This is a genomic window from Streptomyces sp. NPDC107538 (assembly GCF_055657445.1).
Genome location: NZ_JBVKAY010000004.1, coordinates 511,828 through 529,377 on the forward strand (window position 1 = coordinate 511,828; position 17,550 = coordinate 529,377).

The following is a 17,550-nucleotide window of genomic DNA, read 5'->3' on the forward strand; positions in this document are numbered from 1 at the left end:
CAGGGGCTGCGCCCCGTGCTTTTTGTTTTTAGGGGCGCGGGGAACTGCGCGAGAAGCCCCACCGGACCCGCACCCGACAACGAACCCACTCAGCGCCCGTTGAACGCGTCCTTCAGCCGGGAGAACAGCCCCTGCTGCCCGGGCTGGAACTGCCCCGTGGGCCGTTCCTCACCCCGCAGCGCGGCCAGCTGCCGCAGCAGCGCCTCCTGCTCGGGATCCAGCTTCGTCGGCGTCTGCACCTCGACGTGGACGATCAGATCCCCACGCCCACCACCGCGCAGATGCGTGACACCGCGCCCGTGCAGCGGGATCGACTGCCCGGACTGCGTGCCGGGCCGGATGTCGACCTCCTCCAGCCCGTCCAGCGTCTCCAGCGGCACCTTCGTGCCGAGGGACGCCGCCGTCATCGGGATCGTCACCGTGCAGTGCAGATCGTCGCCGCGCCGCTGGAACGTGGAGTGCGGCAGCTCGTGGATCTCGACGTAGAGGTCACCGGCGGGACCGCCACCGGGCCCGACCTCGCCCTCACCGGCGAGCTGGATCCGCGTGCCGTTGTCGACACCGGCCGGGATCTTGACCGTGAGCGTCCGCCGCGACCGCACCCGCCCGTCGCCCGCGCACTCGGGGCACGGGTTGGGGACGATCGTGCCGAACCCCTGGCACTGCGGGCAGGGCCGGGAGGTCATGACCTGACCGAGGAAGGACCGCGTGACCTGCGAGACCTCACCGCGGCCGCGGCACATGTCACAGGTCTGGGCGGTCGTACCCGGGGCCGCGCCCTCGCCGCTGCACGTCGTACAGACGACGGCCGTGTCGACCTGGATGTCCTTCGTCGTACCGAAGGCCGCCTCGTCGAGGTCGATCTCCAGCCGGATCATCGCGTCCTGGCCCCGGCGCGTACGCGACCGCGGGCCACGCTGGGACGCCGTACCGAAGAACGCGTCCATGATGTCCGAGAAGTTGCCGAAGCCACCGGCGCCGAAGCCGCCCGCGCCTCCGCCGCCCGCCTGGGACAACGGGTCGCCGCCGAGGTCGTAGACCTGCTTCTTCTGCGGGTCCGACAACACCTCGTAGGCGGCGTTGATCTCCTTGAACCGCTCCTGGGTCTTCGGATCGGGATTGACGTCCGGGTGCAGCTCGCGAGCGAGCCTCCGGAACGCCTTCTTGATCTCGTCCTGGGACGCGTCGCGGCGCACGCCGAGCACGGCGTAGTAGTCCGTGGCCACTTAAGACTCCGCCAGGATCTGTCCGACGTACCGTGCCACCGCTCGTACCGCTCCCATCGTTCCCGGATAGTCCATGCGCGTAGGTCCGACCACGCCCAGTTTCGCTACTGCCTCGCCGCCCGAACCGTAGCCGACGGAGACGACGGACGTGGAGTTGAGTCCCTCATAGGCGTTCTCATGACCGATCCGTACGGTCATGCCCGAATCCCCGGCCTCGCCAAGCAACTTGAGGAGGACGACCTGTTCCTCCAAGGCTTCCAGAACGGGCCGGATCGTGAGGGGGAAGTCATGTCCGAAGCGGGTGAGATTGGCGGTTCCGCCGATCATCAGCCGCTCCTCGCTCTCCTCGACGAGTGCTTCGAGGAGGGTGGAGAGCACCGTCGCGACCGTGCCCCGGTCCTCGACGTCGAACGCCTCCGGCAGGTCCTCCACCAGCCGGGGCACGTCGGTGAACCGGCGGCCCGCGACCTTGCTGTTCAGCCGGGCGCGAAGATCCGCGAGTGACGTTTCTCCGAACGGCGCCGGACAGTCCACCAGCCGCTGTTCCACCCGTCCCGTGTCCGTGATCAGCACGAGCATCAGCCGGGCGGGGGCCAGCGACAGCAGCTCCACATGCCGCACCGTCGACCGTGTGAGCGACGGATACTGCACGACGGCGACCTGCCGCGTCAGCTGCGCGAGCAGCCGTACGGTCCGCGCCACGACGTCGTCCAGATCGACCGCGCCGTCCAGGAAGTTCTGGATGGCGCGCCGCTCGGGCGGGGTCATCGGCTTGACGCCCGCCAGCTTGTCGACGAAGAGCCGGTACCCCTTGTCGGTGGGGATGCGGCCCGCGCTGGTGTGGGGCTGGGCGATGAAGCCCTCGTCCTCCAGCGCCGCCATGTCGTTGCGGACGGTCGCCGGGGAGACGCCGAGGTTGTGCCGCTCGGTGAGCGCCTTGGAACCGACCGGTTCCTCGGTGCCCACATAGTCCTGGACGATGGCGCGCAGCACCTGCAGCCTGCGTTCACTGAGCACTCGCGCACACCTCCAGCTCGTCTCTCTCGTGCGACTCCCCCTTGGCACTCACCCCGGGCGAGTGCCAGCACTCCCCGCCCAGTGTACGGCGGTGGGGTACGCCCCCGGCAAGGCCGGGCTCCGGCGGAGCCACTTTCCTACTGGGGAGTACGCGACCACGCCGTCCCGCGAGCCACAGCGCGAGCTACCGCTAGCGTCGGCGCATGACGGTGACTTGGGAAGAGTGCGGGTGGCAGGAATTGACGCCCCGGGTCGGACGGTGCCGCCTGCCCGGCTGGGACTGCACGGTGGGGCTGGTGGCCGGGGGCGGTGCGGCCCTCATGATCGACGCGGGGTCGAGTCTGCGGGAGGGCGCGCGGTTGCGCGGCGAGGCGTGCCGGCTGCTCGGCGGCGCCCGTGTGACACATCTCGCGCTCACCCACCCTCATTTCGACCATGTCTTCGGGGCGGCGGCGTTCTCCGGGGTGGAGGTCTTCGGCGCGGTGGGCGTCGACGGCGTCCTGGCCCGTGACCGCGACGCCCTGCACGCGGACGCCGTGCACCACGGCCTGCCCCCGGCGGACGCCACGGAGGCCGCCGACCTCCTCGTCCTCCCCCGCCATCTGGTCTCCGGCGAGTGGACGCTCGACCTGGGCGACGGTGTCCGGGGGCTCCTGGCGAACGTGGGCCCCGGGCACACCGGCCACGACCTGGCGGTCCTGGTGTCGGAGGGCGCTCGGGAGGTGGTGTTCTGCGGGGACCTGGTCGAGGAGTCCGGTGAACCGCAGGCGGGCCCGGACGCGATCCCGTCCCGCTGGCCGGCCGCCCTGGACCGGCTGCTGGCCCTCGGCGGCGAGGACGCGCTGTACGTCCCCGGGCACGGGGCGGTGGTGGACGCGGCGTTCGTCCGGGCCCAACGCGACGCGCTGGCACGCCGCTTCGGCGTGTCGGACTGAGTACGGGGCATCCGGGCGCCGCTTCTCCTATCGTCATCCGAATGCGCCAGTACTCACCCGACCTGACCCCTCCCTGGAAGAAGTCCCAGTCGGCCCCCGAGGTCCCGGCCGACCCCGGTCTGGTCGTCGAGGAGCCCACCACCGGGTTCTGTGGGGCGGTCATCCGCTGCGAGGCGGGCACGGTGACGCTGGAGGACCGCTTCGGCAAGCACCGGGTGTTCCCGTTGGAGCCCCGGGGCTTCCTGCTGGAGGGTCGCGTGGTGACCCTGGTTCGCCCCTCGTCGCCGGCCCCCGCCCGTCCCTCCCGCACGGCCTCCGGCTCGGTGGCCGTCCCGGGCGCCCGCGCGCGGGTCGCCCGCGCCGGGCGCATCTACGTCGAGGGCCGCCACGACGCCGAACTCGTCGAGAAGGTGTGGGGCGACGACCTGCGCGTCGAGGGCGTGGTGGTGGAGTACCTGGAGGGCGTGGACGACCTGCCGTCGATCGTCGCGGACTTCGCCCCCGGGCCCGACGCGCGCCTCGGCGTCCTGGTCGACCACCTGGTCCCGGGGAGCAAGGAGTCCCGTATCGCCGCGTCCGTGACCAGCGAGCACGCGCTCGTCGTCGGCCACCCGTACATCGACATCTGGGAGGCCGTGAAGCCGTCGTCGGTGGGCATCGCGGCGTGGCCGCGCGTACCGCGCGGACAGGACTGGAAGACGGGGGTGTGCCGGGCGCTGGGATGGCCCGCGGACAACACCGGGGCGGTGTGGCAGGCGATCCTGGGGCGGGTGGGGTCCTACAAGGACCTGGAACCGGAGTTGTTGGGGAGGGTGGAGGAGTTGATCGACTTCGTCACGGATAGCGGTGGGGCCTGACGCCGGGGAAGATACCGAACTCGCTCGTGTCCAGTTCGAGCCCCAGCTCCTCCAACGGTAGCGGCGCTCCGAACTTAGTGATCTGCTGCCGCTGGTAGTCGGCGTTCTCGCCCCTTCCCGTGGGCCGTGTCAACAGCACGCACTGCGCCATGACCGGATCCACGATGAGGTAGGAAGGCACATTCCCCGCCGCATAGATCGACCGCTTGATCTCGTAGTCCCGCTGGACGCTGGTCTTGGAGACAACCTCGACGACCAGGGTGATGAGACGGCACGGCAGCAGGCGTCCCGAGGTGGGCATCACGTCGCGTTCAAGGACCACCAGGTCCGGTACGGGCTCACTGGCCTCATCAACGATGTCGACATCCTGGGTCTGCAAGCGAGACCACCGCGTACGCGGGATCTGGTCCAGCACGTCCTCCACGATCATGTTGTGCACAAGGTCAGGGCTGGCCATCATCACGATTTCCCCCCGGAGAAGCTCGACCCTGACGCCCTCCGGGGGCTCGAACTCCTCGAAGAACTTGGTCATGTCACGCTCGTCCACAGCGGTCATCTCCGTGGCCCTCCACATCCGCCGCGTACTTTTAGCGGCAGCCTACGAACCAGGTTAGGTACCGAACCCCCGTTCCGCACGGATTCACCCACCCAAGTGATCAGTCCACCAGGTCCCGCACCACCGCGTCCGCCAGCAGCCGCCCCCGCAGGGTGAGCACCGCGCGCCCCTCCGCGTACGGCCCCGTCTCCAGCAGCCCGTCGGAGAGGGCGCGCTCGGCGGCGGCGCGGCCGTCCTGCCGCAGCAGCGACAAGGGGCACCCCTCCCGGAGCCGCAGCTCCAGCAAGATGCGTTCGACCCGGCGGTCCTCGTCCGCCAGGAGCTCGCGCCCGGCGCCAGGGGAGCGCCCGGCGGCCAGCGCGCCCGCGTACGCGCCGGGGTGCTTGACGTTCCACCAGCGGACGCCACCGACGTGGCTGTGGGCGCCCGGCCCCGCGCCCCACCAGTCCGCGCCGCGCCAGTACAACTCGTTGTGGAGACAGCGCCCGGCGTCGGAGGTGGCCCAGTTGGAGACCTCGTACCAGTCGAACCCGGCGGCCGAGAGCATCTCCTCGGCGATCAGATACCGGTCGGCATGCACATCGTCGTCGGTCATCGGCACCTCGCCCCGCCGGATCCGCCGCGCGAGCTGCGTGCCCTCCTCCACGATCAGCGCGTACGCCGAGACGTGGTCCGGCCCGGCGCCGAGCGCGGCGTCCAGGGAGGCCCGCCAGTCGTCGTCGGACTCGCCGGGCGTGCCGTAGATCAGGTCCAGGTTGACGTGGTCGAAGCCGGCGGCGCGCGCCTCCGCCACGCACGCCTCCGGGCGCCCCGGCGTGTGCGTACGGTCGAGGATCTTCAGCACATGCTGCCGCGCGCTCTGCATCCCAAAGGAGAGCCGGTTGAAGCCGCCGGCGCGCAGGGTCTCCAGATACGCGGGGTCGACCGACTCCGGGTTCGCCTCCGTCGTCACCTCCGCGTCGTCCGCGAGCCCGAACTCGTCCCGGATCGCCCCCAGCATCCGTACGAGATCGCCGGCGGCCAGCAGCGTGGGGGTGCCGCCGCCGACGAAGACCGTACGGACGGGGCGCGGGTCGTCGCCGAGGACCTTGCGGGCGAGGCGGATCTCGTCGACGACCGTGTCCGCGTAGTTGTCGCGGGAGGCGAGGACGCCGCCGGTGGAGCGCAGCTCGGTCGCGGTGTAGGTGTTGAAGTCGCAGTAGCCGCAACGCGTCGCGCAGTACGGAACGTGCAGATAGAACCCGAGGGGCCGCTCGGCCGCGTCGGCCAGGGCGTGCGCGGGCAGCGCCCCGTCGTCGGGGACGGGCTCACCGTCGGGGAGTGCGGAAGGCATGTCCTCCATTGTCCAGCACCCGGCCGGTCATCGTTCCGCCCTCATTCCGCCCGCAGTACGAGCAGCGCCAGGTCGTCGTCCGGTGGCCGTTCCCCGAACTCGTGCACGAGTCGGCGGATGCGTTCGGCGATCAGCTGGGCGTCGAGTCCGGCGCAGCCGGAGAGCGCGGCGGCGAGGCCGTCCCCGTCGTCGAACATGTGCGGGCCGCTGCGTCGCTCGGTGACCCCGTCGGTCACACACAGCAGCGTGTCGCCGCAGCGCAGCTCGAACGTCTCGGAGACGTACTCCGTGTCCTCGATCACCCCGAGCAGCGTCTGCGGCTCGGCCACGGCCCGTACGTCGCCGTCGGGGCCGAGGAGCAGCGGCAGCGGGTGCCCGGCGGAGGCGAGGGTGCAGCGGACGCCGCCGGCGACGGGGACGAGTTCGCCGTAGAGGAGGGAGAGGAAGCGGGTCTGCGGGCCGTCGGGGTCGACGAGGCCGGGGTCGCCCGCCGTGACCAGGGCGCGGGCGGCGGCGTCCGCGGCCTCGGTCGCGTCGTCGAGGAGGAGCTGGTTGAGGCGGTCGAGCACGTCGGCGACGCCGTATCCCTCGCGGGCGAGCAGCCGCAGCCAGGGCCGGGCGAGGCCGATGACCACGGCCGCCTCGGGGCCCTTGCCCTGGACGTCGCCGATCGCGAAGCACCAGCGGCCCCGGCCCGCCGGGAAGAGGTCGTAGAAGTCGCCGCTGGGGCCGCCCTTGTCGCACGGCTCGTACACCAGTGCGCTGGACACCCCGGGGATCTCGGCGACCGCGCCCGGCAGCAGGCCGCGCTGCAGCACCCGGCTGATGGTGGCCTGACGGGCGTACTGGCGGGCCGCGCCGATGGACAGCGCGATCCGCCGGCTGAGGTCCTCCACCAGCCCGGTCACCTCGTCCGGGAAGCGGAGCAGTCCGGCCCGGCCGATGACCAGGGTGCCGAGGGGCCGCCCACCGGCAATCAGCCGATACGCGAGCGCGGCCCCGCCTTCACCTTCAGCCGCGACCTCGCCGCTTTCCACGGGCCCGGGACCAGACCGGGTCCCGCCTCCGGCTGCACGGGGCTCTGTCGCGGCGGCTGTCCGGCCTCCGGCCGTACGAGGCGCCGTCGCGTCGACTGCCCCACCTCCGGCCGTACGAGGCGCCGTCGCGTCGACTGCCCCACCTCCGGCCGGCCGGGGCTCCGTCCCGCCCCCGGGCTCACGCGCAGCGCCGGTCCCACCCGCCACGCCGGTCTCCGGGGCCGGTCCAGCTTCCGTGCCCAGGTCTGCGCCCGCTCGCGAACCGGAGCCCGCGCCCGCGCCCAAGTCAGCACCCGCACCCGCTCGTGACCCGGAGCCCGCCGCACCCCCCTCGGCGCCCACCTCCGCAGCGGCCCCCGCGCCCATCCCCGGCCACGGCACCGGCACCGCCCGCGACCGCACCGACTCCGGCAGTCTCGGGGGGGCCTGTTCCAAGGCCCGGCGGAGTTCCTCGATGCGGTTCTCGCTGCCGTGCCAGACGCGGGCGAGCCGTGGCGCGGGGCCGAACGCACCGTCGCCGCCGCGCCAGCCGAGCCCCTCGTCCTCCAGCCACACCGCGCACCAGTCGGCGAGCCTCGGCACCAGCAGCTGCCCGGCGAGCGCGGCGACCAGGTCCTCGTCCAGTTGCCCGGCGAGCAGATCGGACGCCTCGGCGAGGAAGGAGAGCGCACCCCGGTTCAGCCACTCCCGGTCATGCTCCCCCGCACGCCGGGGCGCGGGGGCGACCAGATCGGCCGGGTTCGCGCGGTGCCCATGGCCGGGCTCCCCGGCGTGGCCGGAGCTACCGGCGTACGCCCGCGCATCCCAGCCCCGGGCCCCCGCGTCCTCCTCGCCGTGCCCGCCCCTTTCACGCCCCTCCTCCCCCACGCCGGCCACATCACCGCCGTACGCCTCGAACGCACCCTCCACGGCCAGCGAACCGTCCACAGCCATCGCCCCGTCGACCGCGAGCGCCCCGTCCACCGACAACCGCGCCCACACGGTCTTCATGCCGGTCCGGTAGGTGATCCCCCACGCCTCGGCGAGCGCGGCGACGAGGCGCAGGCCGCGCCCGTACTCGGCGTCCCCGTAAGGCCGTTCGACGAGGTAGGGACGCTCGGCGCCCTCCTCCCGTACCGCCCGGGAGGGATGGTGGTCCGAGACCTCGACGAGCAGCCACCCGGCGGCGGTCGGGTCGTCGCGGCCGAGCCGGCAGAGGAGGTCGACGTCCGTGCCCGCGTGGACGACCGCGTTGGTGACCAGCTCGCTGACCACGACGAGCGCGTCCTCGACGAGGCGGGCGGAGAGCGCGGCGGCGCCCGGCAGATCGAGTTCCGTCCACTCCGCGAACGCGGCGCCCACGAAGCGCCGGGCGGCTCCGGGCGCGAGCGGACCCCCGGGCAGCGAGACATGCGCCATCGCGCGCCGGTCGACGCCCGCGTACGCGGGCGCGGCGGACGACAGGTCGGACGGCGCGGCGTACAGGGACTCGGGTCCGACGCGCGCCGGCGTATCGGAAGCACAGGACACGAGATCCCGTTGCGTCGGAATGGCCCCCACTGAGCGGCTCCCTGAGAAAGTTCGGACGAATAGGCCTCAGGCGGCACGGACAGAGTGACAGACTGACCACGCCCATAAGCGCCGAGTTACCGAAGTGGGCCACCATGAGTGAGAACAGTGCTACGCGGGTGCTCGAAAACGGCCAGAAGAACGGCCAGAACGACGGCCAGAACGACAGCCGAACGGACGGATCGATCCGGGCGTCCGATCTCCGCGCGCTGACCGCGGCCATGACCGCCGCCCGCGACGGAAGCTTCACGAAGATCCCGGAGGCGGGTCCCGCGCCGGTGGCGGAGCTGTGCGCCCTCTTCAACCAGATCATCGACCGCAGTACCCACTTCGGCGGCGAAGTGCAGCGCGTACGGCGGGAGTTGGTCCGGCACGGCCGCCTCGACGAGCGACTCTCGGCCTCCCCCGGCCAGGGCGCCTGGGCGACCCGGGTCGACGACGTCAACCAGACGCTCGACGCCCTGGTCGCCCCCGCCGCGAACGCCACCCGGGTACTGGACGCGGTGGCCGGCGGCGATCTGACCCAACGCGTCGACCTGCACGACGGCAATCGGCAACTCCGGGGCGATCTACGGCGGTTGGGCCGGGCCGTGAACAAGATGGTCGACCAGTTGTCGCTGTTCACGGGCGAGGTGACTCGGGTCGCCCGCGAGGTCGGCACCGAGGGGCGGCTCGGCGGCCGGGCGAAGGTCCGTGGCCTGTCCGGGAGTTGGCGGGACGTGACGGAGGCGGTCAACACCATGGCCGCCCGGCTGACCGCTCAGGTGCGGGACATCGCGCTGGTGACGACGTCGGTGGCGCGCGGCGACCTCACCCGTACGGTGACGGTCGAGGCGACCGGCGAGTTGCTCGAACTGAAGCTCACCGTGAACACGATGGTCGATCAGCTGTCCGCGTTCGCCGACGAGGTGACCAGGGTGGCCCGCGAGGTCGGCACCGAGGGCCAGCTCGGCGGCCGGGCCCAGGTGCGGGGCGTCTCCGGGGTGTGGAAGGACCTCACGGACAACGTCAACTTCATGGCGTCCAACCTGACGTCGCAGGTCCGCAACATCGCCCAGGTGACGACGGCCGTGGCGAACGGCGACCTCTCGCAGAAGATCATGGTCGACGCGCAGGGCGAGATCCTGGAGCTGAAGTCCACGATCAACACGATGGTCGACCAGCTCTCCGCCTTCGCCGACGAGGTCACCCGCGTCGCCCGCGAGGTCGGCACCGAAGGCAACCTCGGCGGCCGGGCCCAGGTGCGCGGCGTCTCCGGCGTCTGGAAAGACCTCACCGACAACGTCAACTTCATGGCGGACAACCTGACTTCACAGGTCAGGAACATCGCCCTCGTCTCCACGGCGGTCGCCCAGGGCGACCTCGGCAAGAAGATCACGGTCGAGGCGAAGGGCGAGATCCTGGAGCTGAAATCGACGATCAACACGATGGTCGACCAGCTCTCCGCCTTCGCCGACGAGGTCACCCGCGTCGCCCGCGAGGTCGGCACCGAAGGCAACCTCGGCGGCCAGGCGCAGGTGCGGGGCGTCTCCGGGGTGTGGAAGGACCTCACCGACAACGTCAACTTCATGGCCCTGAACCTGACTTCGCAGGTCCGCAACATCGCCCAGGTGACCACGGCCGTCGCCAACGGCGACCTCTCCAAGAAGATCACCGTCGATGCGCGCGGCGAGATCCTGGAGTTGAAGGACACCGTCAACACGATGGTGGAGCAGCTGCGGGCCTTCGCCGACGAGGTGACGAGGGTGGCCCGCGAGGTCGGCACCGACGGCGCGCTCGGCGGCCGGGCCCAGGTGCTGGGCGTGTCGGGTGTCTGGCGAGACCTGACCGACAACGTCAACTACATGGCGGACAACCTCACTTCGCAGGTCCGCAACATCGCCCAGGTGACCACGGCCGTGGCGAACGGCGACCTCTCCAAGAAGATCGACGTGGACGCGCGCGGCGAGATCCTGGAGCTGAAGACCGCCATCAACACGATGGTCGACACCCTCTCCTCCTTCTCCTCCGAGGTGACGAGGGTCGCCCGCGAGGTCGGCTCCGAGGGCCAACTCGGCGGCCAGGCACGGGTGGAGGGTGTGTACGGCACGTGGAAGCGGCTGACGACGAACGTGAACGAGCTCGCGTCGAACCTGACCACCCAGGTCCGCGCGATCGCCGAGGTCGCCTCCGCCGTGGCGCAGGGCGACATGTCGCGCTCGATCACGGTGGAGACGCAGGGCGAGGTCGCCGAGCTGAAGGACAACATCAACCTGATGGTGGCCAACCTCCGCGAGACCACCCGGGCGAAGGACTGGCTGGAGTCCAACCTCGCCCGGCTCGCCGCCCTGATGCAGGGCCACCGCGATCTGATGGAGGTCGCCGACCTGATCCTGCGCGAGCTGACCCCGCTGGTGAACGCCCAGTACGGCGCGTTCTATCTGGCCGACCCGGACGAGGACGGCGCGGCCCCGCTGCCGGTGGCGCCCACCAAGGGTCTCGCCTTCATCGCGGGCTACGGTGCGGCGCAGGGCGCGACCGTGGAGACCGGCGGCCTGCCCGTGCACGGCCTGGTCGCGCAGGCGGCCCGCGAGAAGAAGCGGATCCTGGTGGAGGAGGCCCCACCGGACTACATCAAGATCAACAGCGGCCTCGGCGAGGCTTCCCCGTCCAGCGTCGTGATCATCCCGATCCTCTTCGAGGACAAGCTCCTCGGCGTGATCGAGCTGGCCTCCTTCTCCCGCTTCTCCGATGTCCACCTGGCGTTCTTCGACCAGTTCGTGAACACCATCGGCGTCGCCATCAACACCATCATCGCCAACTCCCGTACGGAGTCCCTCCTCGGCGAGTCCCAGCGCCTGGCCATGCAGCTCCAGGAGCGCTCCGACGAACTCCAGATGCAGCAGGCGGAGTTGCAGCGTTCCAACGCCGAACTGGAGGAGAAGGCAGCCCTGTTGGCCACCTCCTCGCAGTACAAGTCGGAGTTCCTGGCGAACATGTCCCATGAACTGCGCACCCCGCTGAACTCCCTGCTCATCCTGGCCCGGCTGCTCTCCGACAACCCGGACGGCCATCTCACCGACCAGGAGGTGCAGTTCGCGACCACGATCCACCGCTCCGGCTCGGACCTCCTCCAGCTGATCAACGACATCCTCGACCTGTCGAAGATCGAGGCCGGCCGGATGGACGTACGCCCCAAACGCCTCCCGCTCATCAAGCTCCTGGACTACGTCCACGCCACGTTCCGCCCGCTCACCCTCGACCGGGGCCTGGCCTTCGAGGTGACGGTCGGCGAGGACGTACCGCGCGAGATGTACTCCGACGAGCAGCGCCTCCAGCAGATCCTGCGCAACCTCCTCTCCAACGCGATCAAGTTCACCGCGTCCGGCCGCGTCGAACTGACCGTGAACCGCGTCAAGGACCCCGACCGCCGCTTCACCCGTGAGGACCACGACTCCGCGGCCGCCGAGGTGATCGCCTTCGCGGTCTCCGACACCGGGATCGGCATCGCGGCCGAGAAACTCCCGGTGATCTTCGAGGCGTTCCAGCAGGCCGACGGCACCACCAACCGCAAGTACGGCGGCACCGGCCTCGGTCTCTCCATCAGCCGGGAGATCGCCGGTCTGCTCGGCGGCCGGATCATCGCCGAGAGCATCCCCGGCCAGGGCTCCACCTTCACGCTGTACGTGCCCGTCTTCAGCCCCGGCCACGGGGTGACCGGCCACGCGGCCGAGGAGCCCGGCAGCCTCGTACCCGAACAGCTGACCACCACGCCGTACCCGGCCGCCCTCGACGGCGACGGGCACGACAGCGACGACACCTGGCCCGCGCCCACCAAGCTGGAGGCGTGGAAGGCGGGCCGCGCCGGTCAAGTGCTGCCCGGCCGCCGGGTGTTGATCGTGGACGACGACATCCGCAACGTCTTCGCGCTCACCCATGTCCTGGGCCGCGTCGGCATGCCCGTCCTCTACGCGGAGAACGGCCGCGAGGGCATCGAGACCCTGGAGCGCAACCCGGACGTCGAACTCGTCCTGATGGACATCATGATGCCGGAGATGGACGGCTACGAGACGATCTCCGCCATCCGCCGCACCCCGCGCTGGGCGGGCCTGCCCATCGTCGCCCTCACCGCCAAGGCGATGCCCGGCGACCGCGAGAAGTCCATCGTCCGCGGCGCCAACGACTACGTACCGAAGCCGGTGGACGTCGACCAGCTGCTGACGGTCGTCTGCGCGGTCCTGGACCCGGAGGCCGCGGAAAGCCCGGAGAGCGCCGAGCCGTCCCCCGGGAAACGCACCGAAGAGAACGAGGCACCCTCACCATGACCACTCAGGACCGGACCGACGGAAGCGCGGGCATCCTCCTCGTCGACGACATGGAGGACAACCTGATCGCCCTGGAGGCCGTCCTGGCATCCCTCAACGAGCCGCTCGTACGCGCCCGTTCGGGCGAGGAGGCGATGAAGGCCCTGCTCCGGCAGCGGTTCGCCGTCGTCCTCCTCGACATCCGCATGCCCGGCATGGACGGCTTCGAGACCGCCGCCCACATCAAGCGCCTCGACCAGACCAAGGACGTCCCGATCATCTTCCTCACCGGCACGGACGCCGACACCGGCTACGCCTTCCGCGGCTACGCCACCGGCGCCGCCGACTACCTCACCAAGCCCTTCGACCCCTGGGTCCTCCGAGCCAAGGTCAGCGTCTTCCTCGACCTGCACCGCAAGACCCGGGAACTGGAGACCCTGCTGGCGAGCCAACGCGAACAGACGGAACAGATCAACGCCCGCCTGACGACCCTGGAAAAGCAACTGGCCACGCCCGCACCGGACGTGACCGAGTTACGCATACAAATACGCGACCTTCAAACCCTGGTGGAGAGCAACCGAGCCCCGTAAAGGGCGCGGGGAACTGCGCGACAAGCCACAACGAACCCGCAGCCGCCACCCAGCCCCCGCAGCCCCCTTCAATAGGCGCTACGCCTCACGAGAGCCCGCATACATCTCATCGATGAGGTGCTGATACTCCTTCTCCACCACCGGTCGCTTCAACTTCAGACTCGGCGTCAACTCCCCGTGCTCGACATCGAGATCCCGCGGCAGCAACCGGAACTTCTTGATCGTCTGCCACCGCTGCAACCCCTCGTTGAGCTGCGCGACATGCCCCTGCACCATCTCCACCGTCGCCGGCGCCGAGATGATCTCCTCGTACGACTTCCCGGCCAGCCCGTTCTCCGCGGCCCACGCCTGGAGGGACAGCTCGTCGAGCGCGATGAGGGCCGTGCAGAAGTTACGGTCCGCGCCGATCACCATCACGTTGGAGGTGAAGGGGCACAGCGCCTTGAACTGCCCCTCGATCTCGGTCGGCGCGATGTACTTGCCGCCCGAGGTCTTGAACAGGTCCTTCTTCCGGTCGGTGATCCGCAGATACCCGTCGGGCGACAGCTCCCCGATGTCGCCGGTGTGGAACCAGCCGTCGGCCTCCAGCACCTCCGCCGTCTTCTCCGGCAGCCCGTGGTAGCCCTCCATGACACCGGGCCCGCGCAGCAGGATCTCGCCGTCGTCCGCGATCCGCACCTCGCAGCCGGGCAGCGGCTTGCCGACCGTACCGGTGCGGTACGCCTCGCCGGGGTTCACGAAGGACGCCGCCGAGGTCTCGGTGAGTCCGTAGCCCTCCAGGATGTGGATGCCGGCGCCGGCGAAGAAGAACCCGATCTCGGGCGCCAGCGCGACCGAGCCGGAGACACAGGCCCGCAGCCGCCCGCCGAACGCCTCGCGGAGCTTGGCGTACACCAGCGTGTCGGCGACCTTGTGCTTCGCGCCGAGCGCGAACGGCACCGAGGCGGTACCGGTGCGCCGGAAGTTGTCCTGGCTGACCTTGGCGTACTCGCGGGAGACCCCGGCCGCCCACTGGAAGATCTTGTACTTGGCCGGGCCGCCCGCACGGGCCTTGGCGACCACGCCGTTGTAGACCTTCTCGAAGATACGGGGCACGGCCGCCATGTACGTCGGCTGCACGACCGGCAGATTCTCGATGATCTTGTCGATCCGGCCGTCCACGGCGGTGACGTGCCCGACCTCGATCTGACCGCTGGTAAGCACCTTGCCGAACACGTGCGCGAGCGGTAGCCACAGGTACTGCACGTCCTCGGCGCTGACCAGCCCGGTCGCGGCGATCGCCTTCGCCATGTACGACCAGTTGTCGTGCGGGAGGCGGACACCCTTGGGGCGCCCGGTGGTGCCCGAGGTGTAGATGAGGGTGGCCAGCTGGTCCTTGGTGATCGCGCCGACCTTCTCCTTGATCAGGTCGGGCTTCTTCTCCAGATACGCGGCGCCGCGCTTCTCCAGCTCGGCCAGCGAGAGCACCCAGTCCTCGGAGAGGTCCGCGCCCTCGGTGTCGATGACGACGACATGCGTCAGGTCGGGCAGCTCGGCCTTCTTCTCCCGGGCCTTCGCGAGCTGCGCCGCGTCCTCGGCGATGAGGACCCGGCTGGCGGAGTCCGAAAGGATGTACGCCGACTCCTCCGCGTTGGTCTGCGGATAGACGGTCGTGGTGGCGGCACCGGCGCACATGATGCCGAGGTCGGCGAGGATCCACTCGATGCGCGTCGACGAGGCGAGGGCGACGCGCTGCTCCGGCTGCACGCCCAGCTCGATCAGCCCGGCCGCGACGGCGTACACCCGCTCGGCCGACTGCGCCCAGCTCAGCGACTTCCAGTCGGAGGGCCCCTCGCCGGAGGCCGGCGGCACCGGATAGCGGTAGGCCTCGCCGTCGGGCGTCGCCGCCACGCGCTCCAGGAAGAGGGCCGCCACCGAGGGCGGACGGTTCTCGATCAGGGTCTGTGTGTCGCTCACGACATCCTCCGGGGCACGCGACAGTGCGGCTGGCTCATGGACTGTGCGGCTGGCTCAAAGCGGCTGTTGTTTAACTCGCGAGTAACTATCGAGTGGTGATCAGGGTAGAGCGCGGTTGGCCGGTTCGTAAGGGGCGGCGGGCAGTCACTTTCCACCGAGAACGACCGTACGGACACGTACCGCCGTCACCCGGACGACCTGCGGGCCCGTCGCGCCGAAACGCGACGGGCCCGCATTGTGCCCGAGTTCCCGGGGGTAACAGCGACTCCCCCGGCGGTCGGCGACGGCCGCCGCCGTTGGCTACTTCTTGCCCTTGCCTCCGCCGCCGCTGTCGTCGCTGGACAGAACGGCGATGAAGGCCTCCTGCGGAACCTCCACAGAGCCCACCATCTTCATCCGCTTCTTGCCTTCCTTCTGCTTCTCCAGCAGCTTCCGCTTACGGGAGATGTCACCGCCGTAGCACTTGGCGAGGACGTCCTTGCGGATGGCGCGGATGGTCTCGCGGGCGATGACCCGCGACCCGATGGCCGCCTGGATCGGCACCTCGAAGGCCTGCCGCGGGATCAGCTCGCGCAGCTTGGCGACGAGCCGCACCCCGTACGCGTACGCCGCGTCCTTGTGCGTGATCGCCGAGAACGCGTCCACCTTGTCGCCGTGCAGCAGGATGTCGACCTTGACCAGGCTGGAGGTCTGCTCGCCGGTGGGCTCGTAGTCCAGCGAGGCGTAGCCGCGGGTCTTCGACTTCAGCTGGTCGAAGAAGTCGAAGACGATCTCCGCGAGCGGCAGTGTGTACCGGATCTCGACCCGGTCCTCGGACAGATAGTCCATCCCGAGCAGCACCCCGCGCCGGGTCTGGCACAGCTCCATGATCGACCCGATGAACTCGCTCGGCGCCAGGATCGTGGCGCGTACGACGGGCTCGTACACCTCCGCGATCTTCCCCTCGGGGAACTCGCTCGGGTTGGTGACGGTGTGCTCGGCGCCGTCCTCCATGACCACCCGGTAGACCACGTTGGGCGCGGTGGCGATGAGGTCGAGCCCGAACTCGCGCTCCAGCCGCTCCCGGATGACGTCCAGGTGCAGCAGCCCGAGGAAGCCGACCCGGAAGCCGAAGCCCAGCGCCGCCGAGGTCTCCGGCTCGTAGACGAGCGCGGCATCGTTGAGCTGCAGCTTGTCGAGGGCCTCGCGCAGCTCCGGGTAGTCGGAGCCGTCCAGCGGATAGAGCCCGGAGAAGACCATGGGCTTCGGGTCCTTGTACCCGCCGAGCGCCTCGGTCGCCCCCTTCTGCTGGCTGGTGACGGTGTCACCGACCTTGGACTGGCGGACGTCCTTCACACCGGTGATGAGGTAACCCACCTCACCGACACCGAGGCCGTCGGCACCGAGCATCTCGGGCGAGTTCGTACCGATCTCCAGCAGCTCGTGCGTGGCGCCCGTCGACATCATCTTGATGCGCTCACGCTTGTTGAGCTGCCCGTCGATGACACGGACGTAGGTGACCACGCCCCGGTAGGAGTCGTAGACCGAGTCGAAGATCATGGCGCGGGCGGGGGCGTCCTTGACGCCGACGGGCGCCGGGACCTCCTTGACCACCCGGTCCAGCAGCGCGTCGACCCCGAGGCCGGTCTTGGCGGAGACCTTGAGCACGTCGGACGGGTCGCACCCGACGAGGTTGGCGAGCTCCTCGGCGAACTTCTCGGGCTGCGCGGCCGGCAGGTCGATCTTGTTCAGTACGGGGATGATCGTGAGCTCGTTCTCCATCGCCAGGTACAGGTTGGCGAGGGTCTGCGCCTCGATGCCCTGGGCCGCGTCGACGAGGAGGACGGTCCCCTCACAGGCCGCCAGCGACCGTGACACCTCGTACGTGAAGTCGACGTGCCCGGGGGTGTCGATCATGTTGAGGATGTGCGTGTTGCCCGGATCGTCGGTCGGCGCCCAGGGCAGACGCACCGCCTGGGACTTGATCGTGATACCGCGCTCACGCTCGATGTCCATGCGGTCGAGGTACTGAGCACGCATCTGCCGCTGGTCGACCACACCGGTCAGCTGGAGCATCCGGTCGGCGAGCGTGGACTTGCCGTGGTCGATGTGCGCGATGATGCAGAAATTGCGGATCTGAGCCGGGTCGGTACGGCTCGGCTCGGGCACATGGCTGGGGATCGCGGGCACGCAGGGTCCTGATTCTTGAGGTGTCCGCAGCGTCTGCGGTCTC

Annotated in this window: 11 protein-coding genes; 4 read left to right on the top strand and 7 right to left on the bottom strand. The window is 70.2% G+C overall.

The window, feature by feature from the left end; translation table 11 throughout:
* Positions 1-89: 89 nt before the first annotated feature.
* A complete protein-coding gene (gene dnaJ / locus ACZ7MG_RS16755) occupies positions 90-1,226 on the bottom strand; it encodes a molecular chaperone DnaJ (RefSeq protein WP_471379980.1) in 1,137 nt (378 codons plus the stop codon).
* Positions 1,227-2,243 (bottom strand): heat-inducible transcriptional repressor HrcA, encoded by a 1,017-nt coding sequence (hrcA, locus tag ACZ7MG_RS16760; RefSeq protein ID WP_184894198.1) that lies wholly within the window; start codon positions 2,241-2,243, stop codon positions 1,227-1,229. It abuts the gene before it with no gap.
* 203 nt (positions 2,244-2,446) lie between these two features.
* On the opposite strand from hrcA, the gene ACZ7MG_RS16765 reads away from it, so the two are divergent.
* Positions 2,447-3,178 carry an MBL fold metallo-hydrolase gene (locus ACZ7MG_RS16765; RefSeq protein WP_471379977.1) on the top strand — a complete coding sequence of 244 codons (732 nt, stop codon included), beginning with the start codon at positions 2,447-2,449 and terminating at the stop codon, positions 3,176-3,178.
* A gap of 41 nt (positions 3,179-3,219) precedes the next feature.
* Complete coding sequence (locus ACZ7MG_RS16770) at positions 3,220-4,035, top strand: DUF3097 domain-containing protein (protein WP_471379976.1); 816 nt, start codon at positions 3,220-3,222, stop codon at positions 4,033-4,035.
* Here ACZ7MG_RS16770 and ACZ7MG_RS16775 read toward each other — a convergent pair.
* The 3 genes from ACZ7MG_RS16775 to ACZ7MG_RS16785 all read right to left on the bottom strand — a co-directional run bounded on the left by ACZ7MG_RS16775 (position 4,013) and on the right by ACZ7MG_RS16785 (position 8,500).
* Positions 4,013-4,591, bottom strand: a complete 579-nt coding sequence (locus ACZ7MG_RS16775; protein WP_471379975.1) for a Uma2 family endonuclease — start codon at positions 4,589-4,591, stop codon at positions 4,013-4,015. The genes ACZ7MG_RS16770 and ACZ7MG_RS16775 overlap by 23 nt on opposite strands.
* Before the next feature lie 100 nt (positions 4,592-4,691).
* Entirely contained in the window at positions 4,692-5,924 is a 1,233-nt protein-coding gene (gene hemW, locus ACZ7MG_RS16780; protein WP_471379974.1) for a radical SAM family heme chaperone HemW, read from the bottom strand.
* 41 nt (positions 5,925-5,965) lie between these two features.
* Positions 5,966-8,500, bottom strand: coding sequence for a SpoIIE family protein phosphatase (locus ACZ7MG_RS16785; protein WP_471379973.1), 2,535 nt, complete (start codon positions 8,498-8,500; stop codon positions 5,966-5,968).
* 104 nt (positions 8,501-8,604) lie between these two features.
* Between ACZ7MG_RS16785 and ACZ7MG_RS16790 the strand changes: the two genes are divergently transcribed.
* Both ACZ7MG_RS16790 and ACZ7MG_RS16795 read left to right on the top strand, forming a co-directional pair.
* Positions 8,605-12,813, top strand: coding sequence for a HAMP domain-containing protein (locus ACZ7MG_RS16790; RefSeq protein ID WP_471379971.1), 4,209 nt, complete (start codon positions 8,605-8,607; stop codon positions 12,811-12,813).
* Positions 12,810-13,382 carry a response regulator gene (locus ACZ7MG_RS16795; protein WP_471379970.1) on the top strand — a complete coding sequence of 191 codons (573 nt, stop codon included), beginning with the start codon at positions 12,810-12,812 and terminating at the stop codon, positions 13,380-13,382. The genes ACZ7MG_RS16790 and ACZ7MG_RS16795 overlap by 4 nt, the downstream gene beginning before the upstream one ends.
* 78 nt (positions 13,383-13,460) lie before the next feature.
* Here ACZ7MG_RS16795 and ACZ7MG_RS16800 read toward each other — a convergent pair whose 3' ends face one another.
* Positions 13,461-15,338 carry an AMP-dependent synthetase/ligase gene (locus ACZ7MG_RS16800; protein ID WP_471379969.1) on the bottom strand — a complete coding sequence of 626 codons (1,878 nt, stop codon included), beginning with the start codon at positions 15,336-15,338 and terminating at the stop codon, positions 13,461-13,463.
* 300 nt (positions 15,339-15,638) lie between these two features.
* Positions 15,639-17,507 (bottom strand): translation elongation factor 4, encoded by a 1,869-nt coding sequence (gene lepA / locus ACZ7MG_RS16805; RefSeq protein ID WP_471379968.1) that lies wholly within the window; start codon positions 17,505-17,507, stop codon positions 15,639-15,641.
* Between the last annotated feature and the right edge of the window lie 43 nt (positions 17,508-17,550).

Bases quoted from the DNA above. Each gene is read 5' to 3' on its own strand.
- ACZ7MG_RS16765 (WP_471379977.1), top strand. From the start codon at position 2,447: ATGACGGTGACTTGGGAAGAGTGCGGGTGGCAGGAATTGACGCCCCGG.
- ACZ7MG_RS16790 (WP_471379971.1), top strand. From the start codon at position 8,605: ATGAGTGAGAACAGTGCTACGCGGGTGCTCGAAAACGGCCAGAAGAAC.
- ACZ7MG_RS16770 (WP_471379976.1), top strand. From the start codon at position 3,220: ATGCGCCAGTACTCACCCGACCTGACCCCTCCCTGGAAGAAGTCCCAG.
- hemW (WP_471379974.1), bottom strand. From the start codon at position 5,924: ATGCCTTCCGCACTCCCCGACGGTGAGCCCGTCCCCGACGACGGGGCG.
- ACZ7MG_RS16795 (WP_471379970.1), top strand. From the start codon at position 12,810: ATGACCACTCAGGACCGGACCGACGGAAGCGCGGGCATCCTCCTCGTC.
- ACZ7MG_RS16775 (WP_471379975.1), bottom strand. From the start codon at position 4,591: ATGACCGCTGTGGACGAGCGTGACATGACCAAGTTCTTCGAGGAGTTC.